This is a genomic window from Amycolatopsis kentuckyensis (assembly GCF_041679295.1).
Taxonomy (GTDB): Bacteria; Actinomycetota; Actinomycetes; order Mycobacteriales; family Pseudonocardiaceae; genus Amycolatopsis; species Amycolatopsis kentuckyensis_A.
This window is the reverse complement of sequence record NZ_JBGDMD010000008.1, coordinates 25,564-40,725: the sequence shown is the minus strand read 5'-3', so window position 1 is coordinate 40,725 and position 15,162 is coordinate 25,564. Positions and strand designations below refer to the sequence as shown.

Below are 15,162 nucleotides of genomic sequence, written 5' to 3'. Positions count from 1 at the left end.
TCCGCAGCGAGTGAAGCGCTTCCCGCTGGACGTGTCAAGGTGCCGGTGAGCGGTACGGCGCAACGGTTTCCAGCAACCGGCGGGCCGCCGACTCGGCCCCGTCGGCGTTCTTCGCCAGCACCAGCGTCAGCACGCGGGAATGCGCGACGAGCTCCAGCGGCTCGCCGTGCGCCCGCAGCGCCGCCACGACCGGGACGTGCAGCTGGGCGATCAGCGCGTTGCCGGACGCGCGGATCAGCGCCGCGTGGAACCGCGAATCGGCGGCCCGGAACGCTTCCGCGTCGGCCCGCTCGACCGCGTCCGCCATCAGCTCGTACGCCGCGGCCATCGCGGACAGCTCGTCCGGACGCCGGTGCTGCGCGGCCATCCGCGCCGCCTGCGGCTCGATCGCCAGCCGCAGTTCGGCGAGCTCACGCAGGTGCCGGGGCCGGTCGGGACCGTTGACGCGCCAAGCGATGACGTCCGGGTCGATCGCGTCCCACGCGTCGGGCGGCAGCGTCCACGTGCCGACCCGCGGCCGCGCGGTGACCATGCCCTTGGACTCCAGCACGCGCAGCGCCTCGCGGACCACAGTCCGCGACGCGGCGAAACGCCGCCCGAGTTCCTCGGGGACGAGCGGCTGCCCGTCCCCGAGGACGCCTTCGACGATGAGCCTGCCCAGCTCGTCCACGATGCGCGCGTGGAGATTCACTCGGGCAGGCCGACGCGACGCTCCCCGCTGCGCAGCTGCTGCAGCACGACCGCGATCACGAGCAGGGCGCCGTGGGCGACGTTCTGCCAGAACGGGTTGATGCCCAGTCCGGACATGCCGTTGTCGAGCACGCCCAGGATGATCACCGCGAGCACCGTCGAAATGATCGACCCGCGACCGCCCTTGAGCATCGTGCCGCCGAGCGCGGCGCCGGTCACGGCCTGCAGCTCCAGGCCCTCGGACCCGGACACGGGCTGGCCCGAGCCGGTGCGCGCGGTGATCAGGACGCCGGCGACCGCGGCGACCACGCCGGCGAGGGCGTAGACGCCGATGATGTACCGGTTGATGTTGATGCCGGCCAGCCGCGCCGCGGTGTCGTTGCCGCCGATGGCGTAGACGTTGCGGCCGATGTCGGTGTACTTCAGCAGGAAGTGCAGCAGCGCCGCGACGATCAGGAACACCCACACCAGCGACGGCAGGCCCGCGATCGCGCCCTTGGCCAGGAAGATGAACAGGTCGTCGCCGCCGGTGTAGCCCTGCGACTTGCCGTCCGAGATCACCTGCGCGATGCCCTTGTAGGTGGCCAGCATGGCGAGCGTCGCGACCACCGGGTTGACCCGGCCGAAGATGATGATCATGCCGTTGACCAGGCCGCAGAGGATGCCGACGCCGATCGCGGCGAGGATGCCGACCTCCGCGTTGCCGGTCGAGGTGAACACCATCGCGGAGATCACCGACGCGAGCCCGGCCATCGAGCCGACCGAGATGTCCAGCGCGCCGAGGATGATCACCAGCGTCTGGACCAGGGCCAGCAGCCCCATGATGGTGATCGCGCTGCCGATCAGCAGCAAGTTGTTGGTGCGCAGGAAGTTGTCGTTCAGGATGCTCAGCAGGACGATCAACGCGATCAGCGTGATGATCAGGCTCGAGTTCTGCACGCCGATGCCGGTCAAGACCCGGCGCGCCGCGCTCGGTTGCGCCGGGGCGGCCGGGGCCGACGTTTCCTTGGTGGGGGTACTCATGCGCCGATCTCCTGGGCTTCTTCCACGGCTGGTTCGGTTTCGGGGATGGCGAGGGTCAGCACGGCTTCCTCGGTCGCCTCTTCACGGCCGATCTCGCCGGCCAGGCGCCCGGCCCGCATGACGAGGATGCGGTCGGCCAGCGTCAGCACCTCGGGCAGGTCGGAGGAGATGACCAGCAGCGCGATGCCTTCCGCGGCGAGGCCGTCGATGATCCGGTAGATCTCGGCCTTCGCGCCGACGTCGACCCCGCGCGTCGGCTCGTCGAGGATCAGCAGCTTCGGCCGCCGCGCGAGCCAGCGCGCGAGGACGGCCTTCTGCTGGTTGCCGCCGGACAGCTTGCGGACTTCCTGCTCCATCGACGGCGTCCGCACGCGAAGCTCGCGTACGTACTCCTCGACGAGCGCGCGTTCCTTCGCGCGCTTCACCACGCGGAAGCGGCGAAGGCGATCGAGGACGGCGATGGACACGTTGTCGCGTACGGACCGCTGCATCAGCAACGCGTCCGTCTTGCGCTCTTCGGGCGCGAAGCCGATCCCGGCTTTGACCGCGTCACCCGGGTTGTGCGCGCGAAGGCGCTTCCCGTCGAGCGTGACGGTCCCGGACCGGATCGGCAGATCGCCGACGATCGCGCGGGCCAGCTCGGAGCGTCCCGCGCCGACCAGGCCGGCCAGGCAGACGACCTCGCCCACGCGAACCTGGAGCGAGATGCCGGTGACGTCGTCGGTCGTGACGTCGTCGAGCTTCAGCACGACGTCGCCGGTGTCCTGCGTGACGCGGCGCTCGAGGGCCGACAGGTCGCGGCCGATCATCATCCGCACCAGGCCGGGCTCGTCGGTCTCCGCGACCTGCTGGACGCCGACGAGCTTCCCGTCGCGCAGCACGGCGACGCGGTCGGCGAGCTCGAAGATCTCCTTCATCCGGTGCGAGACGTAGACGACCGCGACCCCGCTGTCGCGCAACCGGCCGATCAGCCGGAACAGCGCCTCGACCTCGTGCTCCGACAGCGACGACGTCGGCTCGTCGAACGCGATCACCTTCGGCGGCGTGGCCGCGGTGAGGACGCGCAGGATCTCGACGAGCTGGCGTTGCGCGGGGGAGAGGGCGACGCCGAGCGTGGCCGGGTTGAGGACGCCTTCGAAGCCGTACTCGGCGAGCGCGTCGTGCGTCGCCTTCATGAGCGTGCGGCGGTTGAACACCCGGCCCTTGGCGGGGAGCTCGCCGACGAAGACGTTCTCCGCCACCGAAACGTGCGGGATGATCTCGGGTTCCTGGTAGATCACGCGGACCCCGGCGGCCATCGCCGCGCGCGGGGTGTCGAACGCGACCTCGGTGCCGTCCAGGAGGAGCCGGCCGTCGTCGGGGCCCTGGTCGCCGGAGAGGACGCGCAGCAGCGTCGACTTCCCGGCGCCGTTCTCGCCCATCAGCGCGAGCACCTCGCCGGAGCGGAACTCCAGCGAGACGTCGTCGAGGGCGGTGACGCCGGAGAAGCGCTTGCCGATGCCCTCGACGGCGAGCGCGGGTGAAGAGGAGGACATGGTCGCCTTCCGTACGGCGGTCGTGAGTGCGTAACAGTGTTGGAACACTGTTACGCACTCACGAGGGGGTCGGTCAGGTGCAGTTGACGCCGGCCTGCTTGTAGTTGTCCTTGTTGACGATCGTGGTCTTCGCGATCGTCTCCGCGGGCAGCTCCTTGCCGTTCTTCACCTTGTCGACGAGCACCTGGATCGCCGAGCGGCCGACCTCGGCGCCGGAGATGTAGAGCGCGGACTTGTTGCCGGTGTCCTTGCCCGCGGCCCAGTCCTTGCAGTCGAGGTAGGCGCCGAGCCCGACGCCGATGATGTTGCTCGCCTGCACGCCGGAGTTGGCCAGCGCGGTCACGACACCGGTCTCGTTCTCGTCGTTGCAGCCCCAGACGACCCAGTGCTTGACGCCGGGGTTGGAGCCGATCACCGCGCCGGAGCGGTTCTGCGCGTCGACCGGGGTGTTGTCGGTGCCGACGTCGATCACCTGGACGTCGGAGCCCGCGGCCTTGGCGAACGCCGACTTCGCGGCGCCGACGCGGTCGGTGCAGACGGACAGGTCCTGCTTGTAGGCGCTGATGATCTTCGTGTCGGCGGCGGTCCAGCCGGCCGCCTTGAACAGCTTCCCGGCCTCGGTGCCGACCGAGTCGCCCATCTGGCTGCCGTTGAAGCCCACGAACGGCGCCTTCGCGCCGGTGCCGTCCTTGATGACGTCGTCGGAGGCGATCAGCGGGATGCCCGCGCTCTTGGCCTTGTCGATCACCTGCGGGCCGATGGCCTGGTCCGGGACGACGATGGCGACGCCGTTGGCGCCCTGCGCGACCGCGGCGTCGAGTTCGCTGATGGCCTTGTTGGCGTCGTTGCCGAGGTTGACGACCTTGAGCTCGACGCCGAGCTCCTTCGCCTTTTCCTGCGCCCCCTGCGCCTGCTCGACGAAGTACTGCTGGTCACCCTGTTTCTGCAGGTAGTAGAGGGTGATCTTGCCGTTGGCGGGTGCCTGCTGCTGCGGTGCGGCGGTGTCTTTGCCCGAGGAGCACGAGGCCAGCAGGACACCGGAAATCAAACAACAACCAACAGCGCTCCAGGCGCGCAGCCTGTGCGAGTGTGGGGACATCGTTGCTCCCAAGGAGGCCGGGGGTCGAGTGGCGCGCGCGGGCGCCGCTGAGTGACTGGTATTACAAAACACCCGTTCGTGGAGCGTCAAGCCGCAGTTAGCGGAGCGAGACCTACTCTCCGTAGTTGCATCGTGGCACGAGCGGGCGCCATTTATCGTATTTTTTCCCTGCTGTCCTGCGCGTTGTCCGGTTTTGTCCTGTGCGAATGTTCTGATCGGTGTTGTCGACTGTGGTGGAAGTTTTTGGTGACCGGGATGCCGTCTCTGCCGGTTTCGCCCGGCTGGCAGGATGGCCGGACCACGTTAGGGGGACCCGATGACGAAGCACCGCGTCGCCGCGCTCGCCGGGGTCGCCGTCCTGGTGGCCGCGTGCAGCAGCCCGCCGCAGTCCGGCCCGGCGCCGACGCCCTTCCCGGAGACGCCGTCTTCTTCGGCCGCCCCGGAAGGCTCCTTCAGCGTCGTCGCGACCGGCGACGTCCTGATCCACCCGGCGCTGACCGAGCAGGCCGAGGCCGACGGTGGCGGGAAGATCGACTACCGGCCGCTGCTGGCCGGGATCAAGCCGCTGATCTCCGGCGCCGACCTGGGGATCTGCCACCTCGAGACGCCGCTGGCGCCGGAAGGCGGCCCGTACAGCGGGTATCCGTCGTTCAGTGCGCCGCCGGAGATCGCCGACGCGCTCAAGGACACCGGTTACGACACCTGCTCGACGTCGTCCAACCACACGATCGACCAGGGCGCCGACGGCGTGAAGCGGACGCTGGACAAGCTCGACGAGACCGGGATCAAGCACACCGGCTCGGCGCGGTCGGCCGCGGAGGCGGCGAAACCGCTGATCCTGGACGTCAACGGCGTGAAGGTCGCGCAGGTGTCGTACGCGTTCGGGTTCAACGGGATCAAGGTCCCGGCGGGCAAGCCGTGGCTGGCGAACCAGATCGACGTCGACGACGTCCTGGCCTCGGCCCGCAAGGCGCGCGAGGCGGGAGCGCAGGTCGTGATCGCGAGCCTGCACTGGGGTGTGGAATACCAGCACGAGCCGACGGCGGAGCAGCGGTCGCAGGCGAAGAAGATCCTGGCGTCGGACGACGTGGACCTGATCGTCGGCCACCACGCGCACGTCGTCCAGCCGTTCGAGAAGATCGGCGGCAAGTGGGTGGCGTACGGGCTCGGCAACAGCGTGGCCCGCCATTCGGAGCCGCGCGGCGACACGGAAGAGGGCGCGGCGGCCCGGTTCCGGTTCGTGCGCGACGGGGACCGGTGGAAGGTCGACAAGGCCGAGTACATCCCGACCTACATCAAGCTCGACGCGCCGATCCGCCTTCTCGACTTGTCGACCTCGCCGAAGTCGGCGCAGGCGACGAAGGCGCTGGGCGACACGGACAAGAACATCTTGAGCCTGGACGCCGACAAGGACGGCCTCACCCGCCCCGGGAAGTGACGCCCGTCGAGGTGGCGCGATGCCGCCCCCGGCCCGGCGGGTGACGCCCGGTCCGCGCTGTCTTGAATGAGTCATTCAGGACCTCCGAGGTCCTGAATGACTCATTCAAGACAGCGGAGGAGGGGGTCGGGGCGACTTGGCGGGAACCCCGAGAGGGTCCGGCGAGGCCCGCGTCAGTCCGGGCGTGATCAGCCGGCGCCCCGGCTCCCGCGAACCCTCCCTCAGTGCGTCCGGGTCGTGATCAGCCGGGCCAGCGATGCCAGCTCCGCCGCCGGCCGCGGCACCGGGTTCACCGCCGCCAGGTCCCGCAACCCCTTCGCCACCAAAGCCGCCGCCTGGGCCTGGCTCCACTGGCGGCCGCCCGCCTCGGCCACCAGCGCCGCCGCGCGGGCGAGCTCCGCGTCCGTGAACGGGTCCGTCCCCGCGTACAACCCCGCCAGCTCCGCGCCCGCCGCCGTGCCCGAGGTCAACGCCGTCACCACCGGCAGGGACTTCTTGCGGTTCTGCAGATCCGAGAACACCGGCTTGCCCGTCTCTTCCGGGTCACCCCAGATGCCGAGCAGGTCGTCGACGTGCTGGAACGCCAGCCCGACCGACCGGCCGAACTCCCCGAACCGCGCCACCGCCTCCGGCCGCCCGGCGAGCAGCGCGCCCAGCTGGCAGGCCGCTCCGATCAGCGCCGCCGTCTTGCCGTTCGCCATCCGGACGCACTCCGCCGGCGTGACGTCGTCGCGCTGCTCGAAGTCCACGTCGGCCGCCTGGCCTTCCAGCAGATCCAGCACGCCCTGGGACAACAGCTTCGCGCCCTCGGGCGTCAACTGCTCGAACGCCACGCTCAGCAACGCGTCGCCGGCGAGCACTGCGGGCCCGGTCCCGAACACCGTCCACGCCGTCGGCCGGTGGCGCCGGGTCGTGTCGCCGTCCATGACGTCGTCGTGCAGCAGCGAGAAGTTGTGCACCAGTTCGACCGCGACGGCGGCGGGCACGGCGGCCGCGGGATCGCCGCCCGCGGCTTCCGCGCACAGCAACACGAGAGCCGGCCGCAGCGCCTTGCCGCCGTCCGCGGCCGACGGCTCGCCCCGCGCGTCCTCCCACCCGAAGTGGTAGCCGGCGATCCGCCGCATCGCGTCAGGCAGCCGGTCGGCCGAGGCGCGCAACGCGGGGTCGACCAGGCCCTTGCTCCACGCGAGCACGTCGGTCAGCGGCCGGGCGGCGGTCCGGGAGTCCATGGTCGTCACGAGCGGCCGACCTCGACGTCGTCGAGCACGCCGAGCGCGTCCGGCACCAGCACCGCGGCCGAGTGGTAGGCACTGACCAAATAGGACGTCACCGCGCGGTCGCTGATCCCGAGGAACCGGACGTTCAACCCGGGCTGGTACTCGTCCGGCAGGGATTTCGGCCGGAGCCCGATCACGCCGGCGTCGTCCTCGCCCGTCCGCATCGCCAGGATCGACGTCGTGCCCGTGTCGGTGACGGGAATCTTGTCGCACGGCAGGATCGGGACACCGCGCCAGGCCATGACGCGTTTGCCGTCGAGGAGGGTGGTGTCGGGGTAGACGCGGGCGCGGGTGCATTCGCGGCCGAACGCGGCGATGGCGCGGGGGTGGGCGAGGAAGAACTTCGTCTTGCGGCGCCGGCACAGCAGGTCGTCGAGGTCCAGCGGCGAGGGCGGTCCGGTGCGGGTCGTCAGCCGGTGTTTGAGGTCGGCGTTGTGCAGGAGCCCGAAGTCGGTGTTGTTGACGAGTTCGTGTTCTTGCCGTTCCCGCAAGGCTTCCACGGTCAGCCGCAGTTGTTGCTCGAGCTGGTTCATCGGGTGGTTGTAGAGATCGGTGACGCGGTTGTGGACGCGCAGGACGGTTTGGGCGACGGCGAGTTCGTACTCGCGCGGCGATGGGTCGTAGTCGACGTACGTGCCGGACAGGATCGGTTCGCCGTCGTGCCCGGCGGACAGGTCGATGGCGGCCTCACCGGCCTTGTTCGCCGGTTTCCGCGGCCGCGCAAGGGCTTCGGCGACGTGCGTCCGCAGTGGTTCGGACCGGCCGTTGAGCCTGGCGTACGCCGCGGCCGGGAGCACCAGCGCGATGACGCGCGTCGCGGCGCGGGCGGTGAACGGCCAGGTGGCGTCGTCGCGGGCGAGGAGTTCGGCGCCGAAGTGGTCGCCGTCGGTGACGGTGCCGAGGTGGGTTTCGTCGCCGTATTCGCCGCGGCCGTGCTGGGTGACTTTGCCGTGGGCGAGGAGGAACAGGGTGTCGAGCGGGGTGCCGGTGTCGACGATGGTGGCGCCGGGTTCGTATTCGCGTTGTTCGAAGGCTTCGGCCAGCGCACCCAACGCCGTTTCGTCGCCGAAGCCGCGGAGGAGTTCGAGTTCGGTGAGTTCGGCGGGGACGACTTGGACGCGGGCGCCGGTGGTGTAGAAGGAGACTTTGCCGTCGCCGACGGTGTAGGTGAGGCGGCGGTTGACGCGGTAGCTGCCGGCGGGGACGTCGACCCAGGGCAGCTGGGAGAGCAGCCAGCGGGTGGTGATGCCGCGCATCTGCGGCGGGGTCTTGGTCGTCGTGGTCAGCGTCCGCGCGGCTTTGACGCCCAGCGACAGCTGTTCTTCGGTAACGGTCAAGGGTTCACGCGCCGATCGGGTTCGGGTGCGGCGGGCTTGGGTACGACGCGGGCGGCGGCGGTGCCGAGCCCGGTCGGCCCGAAGGCCGACGGTGGCAGGCCGGGCCCGGGGCGCGGCGGTTCCGCGTCGGGCTTGCGGGGCGGGGTCGTCGGTTCCGCCATCACGCCTCCCGGCCGAGTTCGACGCTTTCCAGCACCGCCAACGCGTCCGGCACCAGCACCGCGGCCGAGTAGTAGGCGGAGACGAGGTAGGAGATGATCGCCTGCTCGTTGATACCCATGAACCGCACGTTCAGTCCCGGCTGGTATTCGTCCGGCAGCCCGGTCTGGTGCAGCCCGACCACGCCCTGGGCTTGTTCGCCGGTGCGCATCAGCAGGATGGAGCTGGTGCGGGTGTCGGAGACGGGAATCTTGTTGCACGGCAGGATCGGCACGCCGCGCCAGGCGGGGACGTGGTGCCCGCCGAGGTCGACGGCGTCGGGATACAACCCGGCCTTGGTGCATTCCCGGCCGAACGCGGCGATCGTTTTGGGGTGGGCGAGGAAGACTCCGGGGTCTTTCCAGACCAGGGCGAGGAGTTCGTCGAGGTCGTCGGGGGTGGGTGGGCCGGTGCGGGTGGGGATGCGCTGGGCGAAGTCGGCGTTGTGCAGCAGCCCGAAGCCGGTGTTGTTGATCAGTTCGTGTTCCTGGCGTTCCCGCAGGGCCTCGACGGTGAGCCGGAGTTGTTGTTCGATCTGGTTCATCGGCTGGTTGTAGAGATCGGCGACGCGGGAGTGGACGCGCAGGACGGTCTGGGCGACGGAGAGTTCGTATTCCCGGGGTTGGGCGTCGTAGTCGACGAACGTGCCGGGCAGGGTCGGTTCGCCGTCGTGGCCGGAGGCGAGGGAGATTTCGGCTTCGCCGTGGTCGTTGCGTGCCGACGCCCCGCCGGCGACGTAGGCGTCCAGGTGGGCTTGCAATGTCTCGGACCGGGAGAGGACGTCCTCGAACACGTCCCTCGGCAGGGTGAGGACGGTGCAGGTGGTGACGGCTTTGGCGGTGAACTCCCAGATCCCGTCGTCCCGGACCAACGCCGTCTCGCCGAAGTAGTCGCCGTCGGCGAGGGTGCCCAGGACGGTCTGGTCGCCGTAGGCGCCGGTGCCGACTTTGGTGATCTTGCCGTGGGCGATGAGGAACACCTGGTCGGCCCGGGAGCCGAATTCGACGAGGGCGTCCCCGGGTTCGTATTCGTGTTGGGAGAACCGGGATGCCAGTTCGGTGAGGACCTCTTCGTCGTCGTAGCCGCGCAGGGGGGCGAGTTCGCCGAGTTCGGGTGGGATGACGCGGACCTCGGCGCCGGTGGTGGTGAAGGTGACGCGGCCGTCGCCGACGGAGTAGGAGAGGCGGCGGTTGACGCGGTAGGCGCCGCCGGATACTTCGACCCAGGGCAGGACTTTGAGCAGCCAGCGGGAGGAGATGCCCTGCATCTGGGGGACCGACTTGGTCGTGGTGGCCAGGGTCCGGGCCGCGGCCCGGCCGAGGCTCTGCGGTGCCTGGTCGGTGTCCACCGGGTCGGTGACAGTCACAGCGAAAACCACCCCATCATTCGGAAAACCGGGTTGCGACGGAGAATCAACATAGCAACGGCGTCCGCCCGCACAATGACACGATCGGGTCCCGCGGGAGAATCACCTGTTCGACCTTCGGCCATTTCGGACACCGCGTTCGCCGCGGTCGTCACCCGCCGTTCGCAGGCGTCACCCGGTCGAGAAGATCCCCAGTGCATAAGGGGAATCGACGGTTGCTGCGGGGTGCGAGCCAGCGGCCGGATCGGCGGTGAACTGCGCCGAACCGGCGATAACGGCGGCCCGGGTGAGGCCACTCGGATGAATCGAACAATACCCGGTTGTCCGTGCGGAAATGGGTGCACTAACTTGACCACCCTGGCGTGAATGCGCCGGTGCGGAAAGGACGTGGATGAACATCTTCGTGGCCGGCGGGCTCTGGGTGGCCGGCGCGGCCCTCGTCGGGGGCGTGATCGCGTACCTGGTCCGCCGGTTCGGCTGGGACGAGGGGCGGCCCGACAACAACGACGCGGCGGGCCAGGTGTTCACCATCGTCGGCGGGCTGCACGCGGTGCTGGTCGCGTTCGTGCTCATCTCGCTGTTCGACTCGGTCGGCTCGGCGAGCCAGGACGCGCAGACCGAAGCGGACAGCCTGGTCGCGGCGACGTGGGCGGCCGACGCGTTGCCGGCGGAGACGAAGGACCGCGTGCACCAGCTCGCCGTCGCCTACGCGCGGACGGTCGAAGAACAGGAGTGGCCGCGGCTGGCCGACGGCGGCGAGATCGCCGCCACGGGCTGGACTCAGCTGGACCAGATGCGCCAGGCCGTCGCGGCCGCCGACGTCGACGGCGACTGGGCGATCGACCGCAAGACCGAGGCGAGCAACCAGCTCTGGTCGGTCTACCAGGCCCGCACGCAACGGCTGAACAACGCGGGTGGCGGCGGGGTCGGCGCGGTCGTCTGGTTCGCACTGATCCTGGGCAGCCTGATCACCGCGATCCTGCTGCCGAACCTGTTCGGCGGCACGCGGCTGGCGGCGCACATCATCATCGTCTCGACGCTGGCCGGCACGATCACGTTGCTGCTGTTCGCGATCTACCAGCTGCAGAACCCGTTCAGCGGGGGCGCGAAGATCCCGGCGGAGGCGTTCACCGGCGCGCTGGACCGGCTGGCTTGACCGGCACGCGGGCCCGCTGGGCGGCGATGCTCGGCGTGGCGGCGGCGGTCTCGGCGGTGCTGGCGGCGACGGGCTGGCTCGCGCCGGCGTCGTCCTCGAAGCGTCCGGCGGCCCAGGACCCGGACACCTGCACGATCCTGCAGGCGGAGAACGAACGTGACGGCGCGCCGACGACCTTGCGGCTGCTGTCCCTGCCCGACGGGACCACGAAACGCCTGACCCAGGCCGGGTACTGGATCAACGCGATGGGGTACTCGGCCGGGCAGGACGTGGTGTACGGCGTCGCGGACGGAACGCGCCGGGGCCGCTACGACCACGGCGCCCACGCGGTGCGGATCGACGCGTCGGGGGCGGTGACGGACCTCGGCGTGGTCGGCCGGGCGGGCGCGCAGCGTCCGGTGTGGAGCCAGGTCACGGGTGCGACGGCGGGCGCCATCGCCGGAAACCGCTGGTACGTGCGGCAGGACAGCGATCTGTACACAGTGGACATCGACCCGGCGTCGGCGGACTACATCCGGGTGGTCCACCGGACGGCGCTGCGGCCGGTGTCGCTCGCGGTGGGCGTCGACGACTTCGCGTACGACCCGGATTCCGGCTTGCTGTACGGGGTGTCGACGACTTCGCGCGGCGACAGCTCGGTGGTGACGCTGGACCCCGCGACGGGGAAGGTCGTGGTGGTGCCGGACCTGCGGTTCCCGCGCGGGGGAGCGTACGGGTCGGTGGTGCTGGCGCCGGACGCGATCTACGCGACGGCCAACCGGGCGGGCCGCCGGAGCGTGACCTACCGCCTGCCCCGGGACGGCTCGGGTGCGGCGGTCGAGGTGTCGACAGGGCCGGCGTTGGTGAGCGGGGACGCGGCGGGGTGCTTCGCCGAAGCGGCTCCGCCGCCTCCGCCCCCGCCTACCACCAGTTCGGCATCGCCGACTCCTTCGCCGTCTCCGCCGCCGGCTTCCTCGGCCACGCCGGAGCCGCCACCGCCGTCCCAGCCGCCGCCGGTGGAGCAGCCGGCGGCGGTGATCCCGACGACCCCGACACCTACTCCGACCTCGGTGGCCACCACGGCGCCGAAGGCCGAGGAGCCGCTTCCGCCGCCGCCACCGTCGTCGAAGCGGCACGTGCAGCCGACGGAGGAGCCGGAGCCGGTGGCCCAGGACACGGGAGTGCGGACGCAGGAGAAGCGCCGCTGGGGCTTGACGGCCCTGATCCTGGTGCTGGGCGGCGGCGCGGCAGTGGCCCACGTCCGCCGGCACCGCTGACCACGACCAGCGCGGCAGACCTGCCGGCGCGACCGTTAACGTCCTGGACTCCTCGAAGCCGGCCACCGTCCACTTCGGGCACGGAGACTCCTCCTCCGGCGCGGTCCACGCGCCGGAGGAGGAGAAACGGGATGAAGCGGGTAACGATCGCCCTGGTCGCCGGCGTGCTGGCGCTGCCGCTGGCCGCGGGGCCGGCCGAAGCGCACGGTCACGGGCCGAGGGCCGAGGACGACCACCTCAAGACCCACGCCGGGCGGACCCTGACCGCGGACCTGCTCCGCAACGACCGCGGCACCGCCGTCGTCCGGCACACCGCCGCCGCGCACGGGACCGTCGACCTCGACGCCGACGGCACCCTCCGCTACACCCCCGCCCCCGGCTTCACCGGCCGGGATTCCTTCACCTACACCGTTTCGGACGCCGTGAAGCTCTACCCGACCGGCCTGAAGCCGCTCGCCACCATCGGCGGCGTGTCCATCAAGGGCGGCGCGTACGGCTCCGCGCTCACCCCCGTCCCCGGCGAAAGGGACGAGTTCTACGGCCTCACCGACCGCGGCCCGAACGTCGACGCGCCCGACGGCGGCAAGATCGAACCCTTGCCCGCCTTCACCCCGGCCATCGGGAAGTTCCGGCTCCGCGGCGGGAAAGCCGTGCTGGAGAAGACCATCCCGCTGCGCGCCGCGGACGGCACGCCCTACAACGGCCAGGTCAGCCCGCTCGCCGACACCGGCGAGAAGATCGTCGACCTGAATGGGAACGTCCTGCCGAAGTCCGCGAACGGCTACGACTCCGAAGGCCTGGTCGCGCAGAAAGACGGCACCTTCTGGGTCTCCGACGAGTACGGCCCCTTCATCACCCGCTTCGGCCGCGACGGCCGCGCGATCGAGCGGCTCTCGCCGTTCGACGGCTCGCTGCCGGCGGAGCTGAAGTACCGCGTGCCGAACAAGGGCATGGAAGGCCTCGCGCTGACCCCGGACGGCCGGACACTCGTCGGCGTCATGCAGTCCGCGCTGCAGCAGCCCGACCTGACGAAGAAGCCGGGCAACGTCACCACGCTGCGGATCGTCACCGTCGACCTGCGGACCCGCGCCACCCACGAGTATCTCTACCTGCTCGACGACCCGGCCACCACGAGCACCGCGGTCAGCGAGATCACCGCGCTCTCGGCGACGCGCTTCCTCGTCGACGAACGCGACGGCAAGGTGGAACCGGGCGCCTACAAGAAGCTGTTCGAGATCGACCTGACCGGCGCCACCGACGTCGGCCCGCAGGCCGCCGGCTACGACGCCGTCAAGGGCGGCGTGCTGATCGGCAGCAAGAGCATCGACGCCTACGTCGGCAAGGACACCACGGCCGAGGCGACGAAGGACCTGGCCGCCGCCGGGATCACGCCGGTGCGCAAGAAGCTCTACCTGGACCTCGGCGCCCTGGTCACCGGCCTGGACCCGAGCGGCGGCTTCTTCGGCCACGACAAGGTCGAGGGCGTCGCGACGACGGACGGCGGCCGCACGCTGGTGATCAGCAACGACAACGACTTCGGCATCGACGGCGTCACGAACGCGGCCCCGCCGTACGCGCTGCACCCGAAGACGCTGCCGGACGGCCGCCAGGACGACGGCGAATACCTGGCTGTCGACACCACCAGGCTCCCGGCGGCGACGAGCACCGCGACGGTGACGATCGACGTGCGCTAGTACTTGAACTGGTCGACGTTGTCGGCGGTGATGAGCAGCGGATCGCCCAGCAGGACGGTCTTCGACGTGGCGTCGTACTTCACCGCCGGCAACTCCAGGCTCACCTTGTTGACCGGCTGGAGCGGCTTGCCGTCGGCGACCTGCTTCGCCGTCCAGGCGGTCAGGTAGCCCAGCGACTCGACATTCCACAGCACCGACTGCGAGCACGAGCCGTCGAGCAGGTACGGCTTGATCGCCTGCGGCGTTCCGACGCCGACGGTGAACACCTGCCCGATCTTCTGCTGCTCGCGCACGGCCTTCGCGACGCCGGGTGCGGACGTCGTGCACTCGCCGACCAGGCCGGTGAGGGCCGGGTGGCGGACCATCAGCTCCTTGGCGAGCTCCGTCGCGGTGTCCTGGTCCTCACCCGCGTACAGCGTCTCGACGAGCCGGGCCTTCGGGTAGTGCTCGGCCGCGTACTCCTTCTGGACCGAGATCCAGGTGTTGAGGTTCGCCGCGGCCGGCCCGCACGAGACGATCGCGTACTCGCCGGTGCCGCCGGTCCGCTTCATCAGCGCGTCGGTGAGCGCGGCGCCGATGCCCTGGGCGCTGGCCTGGTTGACGAACACCTCGCGCTGCGTGCCCGGCGCGTCGGTGTCGGAGGTGAGCACGTGGATGCCCTTCGCGCGGGCCTCGGCGATCACCGGCGCGAGGGCGGCGGGGTCGTTCGGCGCGACGACGATGACGTCGACCTTCTTGGCGATCAGGTCGCGCACGATGCTCACCTGGGCGTCGGGGTCGACGGTCTTCGGGCCGACCGTGGACCACTCCACGCCCAGCTGCTTCGCCGCTTCGAGGCCGCCGGTGTTCATCGCCTGGAAGTACGGGATGCCGTCGACCTTCGGCACGAACGCGATCCGCGTCGGCGCCGACGCGGGCGCGCTGCCCAGCTGTTCCGAGCAGCCCCCGAGCGCGAGCGCCGCACCCAGCAGCAGCGTCGCGACCAGCCGGAACGTCTTCGTCGGCCCTCGCATCCCCACCCATTCCTCAGGACTTTCGATCGGTCTGCGCACGGTGGAGACCAAGGGGGAAGGTAGGGCTCCGCGTAACGCTG

The 15,162-nt window shown here is 70.5% G+C and carries 12 protein-coding genes; 4 read left to right on the top strand and 8 right to left on the bottom strand.

The features are described 5' to 3' along the window. Positions 1-34 precede the first annotated feature (34 nt). From ACERZO_RS32410 to ACERZO_RS32395, 4 genes are all read right to left on the bottom strand, one after another. A complete protein-coding gene (locus tag ACERZO_RS32410; RefSeq protein ID WP_372669100.1) occupies positions 35-691 on the bottom strand; it encodes a FadR/GntR family transcriptional regulator in 657 nt (218 codons plus the stop codon). Next, entirely contained in the window at positions 688-1,713 is a 1,026-nt protein-coding gene (locus ACERZO_RS32405) for an ABC transporter permease (protein ID WP_372669098.1), read from the bottom strand. Before ACERZO_RS32405 ends, ACERZO_RS32410 begins: the two co-directional genes overlap by 4 nt. Beyond that, positions 1,710-3,248: a sugar ABC transporter ATP-binding protein gene (locus ACERZO_RS32400; protein WP_372669096.1), complete on the bottom strand. Its 1,539-nt coding sequence runs from the start codon at positions 3,246-3,248 to the stop codon at positions 1,710-1,712. The genes ACERZO_RS32405 and ACERZO_RS32400 overlap by 4 nt, the downstream gene beginning before the upstream one ends. 73 nt (positions 3,249-3,321) lie before the next feature. Then, positions 3,322-4,296, bottom strand: a complete 975-nt coding sequence (locus tag ACERZO_RS32395) for a substrate-binding domain-containing protein (protein ID WP_372669094.1) — start codon at positions 4,294-4,296, stop codon at positions 3,322-3,324. Between the two features lie 367 nt (positions 4,297-4,663). Between ACERZO_RS32395 and ACERZO_RS32390 the strand changes: the two genes are divergently transcribed. Further along, positions 4,664-5,785, top strand: a complete 1,122-nt coding sequence (locus ACERZO_RS32390) for a CapA family protein (protein WP_372669091.1) — start codon at positions 4,664-4,666, stop codon at positions 5,783-5,785. A gap of 221 nt (positions 5,786-6,006) precedes the next feature. On the opposite strand, the gene ACERZO_RS32385 is transcribed toward ACERZO_RS32390, so the two are convergent. The 3 genes from ACERZO_RS32385 to ACERZO_RS32375 form a co-directional block, all read right to left on the bottom strand. Beyond that, positions 6,007-7,023 (bottom strand): family 2 encapsulin nanocompartment cargo protein polyprenyl transferase, encoded by a 1,017-nt coding sequence (locus ACERZO_RS32385; protein ID WP_372669087.1) that lies wholly within the window; start codon positions 7,021-7,023, stop codon positions 6,007-6,009. After that, positions 7,020-8,399: a family 2B encapsulin nanocompartment shell protein gene (locus ACERZO_RS32380; protein WP_372669084.1), complete on the bottom strand. Its 1,380-nt coding sequence runs from the start codon at positions 8,397-8,399 to the stop codon at positions 7,020-7,022. Before ACERZO_RS32380 ends, ACERZO_RS32385 begins: the two co-directional genes overlap by 4 nt. Positions 8,400-8,559: 160 nt before the next feature. Next, the gene (locus ACERZO_RS32375; RefSeq protein ID WP_372669081.1) at positions 8,560-9,963 is read right to left on the bottom strand and encodes a family 2B encapsulin nanocompartment shell protein; all 1,404 of its coding nucleotides are present in this window, start codon (positions 9,961-9,963) and stop codon (positions 8,560-8,562) included. 391 nt (positions 9,964-10,354) lie between these two features. On the opposite strand from ACERZO_RS32375, the gene ACERZO_RS32370 reads away from it, so the two are divergent. The 3 genes from ACERZO_RS32370 to ACERZO_RS32360 all read left to right on the top strand — a co-directional run bounded on the left by ACERZO_RS32370 (position 10,355) and on the right by ACERZO_RS32360 (position 14,069). Continuing rightward, a complete protein-coding gene (locus tag ACERZO_RS32370; protein ID WP_372669079.1) occupies positions 10,355-11,119 on the top strand; it encodes a bestrophin-like domain in 765 nt (254 codons plus the stop codon). Beyond that, positions 11,116-12,375: a DUF6923 family protein gene (locus ACERZO_RS32365; RefSeq protein ID WP_372669076.1), complete on the top strand. Its 1,260-nt coding sequence runs from the start codon at positions 11,116-11,118 to the stop codon at positions 12,373-12,375. The genes ACERZO_RS32370 and ACERZO_RS32365 overlap by 4 nt, the downstream gene beginning before the upstream one ends. 131 nt (positions 12,376-12,506) lie before the next feature. Continuing rightward, complete coding sequence (locus tag ACERZO_RS32360; RefSeq protein ID WP_372669073.1) at positions 12,507-14,069, top strand: esterase-like activity of phytase family protein; 1,563 nt, start codon at positions 12,507-12,509, stop codon at positions 14,067-14,069. Here ACERZO_RS32360 and ACERZO_RS32355 read toward each other — a convergent pair. Next, positions 14,066-15,082 (bottom strand): autoinducer 2 ABC transporter substrate-binding protein, encoded by a 1,017-nt coding sequence (locus ACERZO_RS32355; protein ID WP_372669070.1) that lies wholly within the window; start codon positions 15,080-15,082, stop codon positions 14,066-14,068. The genes ACERZO_RS32360 and ACERZO_RS32355 overlap by 4 nt on opposite strands. Positions 15,083-15,162: the final 80 nt, after the last annotated feature.

Excerpts from the sequence above, each read along its gene's own strand:
- ACERZO_RS32400 (WP_372669096.1), bottom strand. The coding sequence starts at position 3,248 with ATGTCCTCCTCTTCACCCGCGCTCGCCGTCGAGGGCATCGGCAAGCGC.
- ACERZO_RS32405 (WP_372669098.1), bottom strand. The coding sequence starts at position 1,713 with ATGAGTACCCCCACCAAGGAAACGTCGGCCCCGGCCGCCCCGGCGCAA.
- ACERZO_RS32370 (WP_372669079.1), top strand. The coding sequence starts at position 10,355 with ATGAACATCTTCGTGGCCGGCGGGCTCTGGGTGGCCGGCGCGGCCCTC.
- ACERZO_RS32355 (WP_372669070.1), bottom strand. The coding sequence starts at position 15,082 with ATGCGAGGGCCGACGAAGACGTTCCGGCTGGTCGCGACGCTGCTGCTG.
- ACERZO_RS32390 (WP_372669091.1), top strand. The coding sequence starts at position 4,664 with ATGACGAAGCACCGCGTCGCCGCGCTCGCCGGGGTCGCCGTCCTGGTG.
- ACERZO_RS32360 (WP_372669073.1), top strand. The coding sequence starts at position 12,507 with ATGAAGCGGGTAACGATCGCCCTGGTCGCCGGCGTGCTGGCGCTGCCG.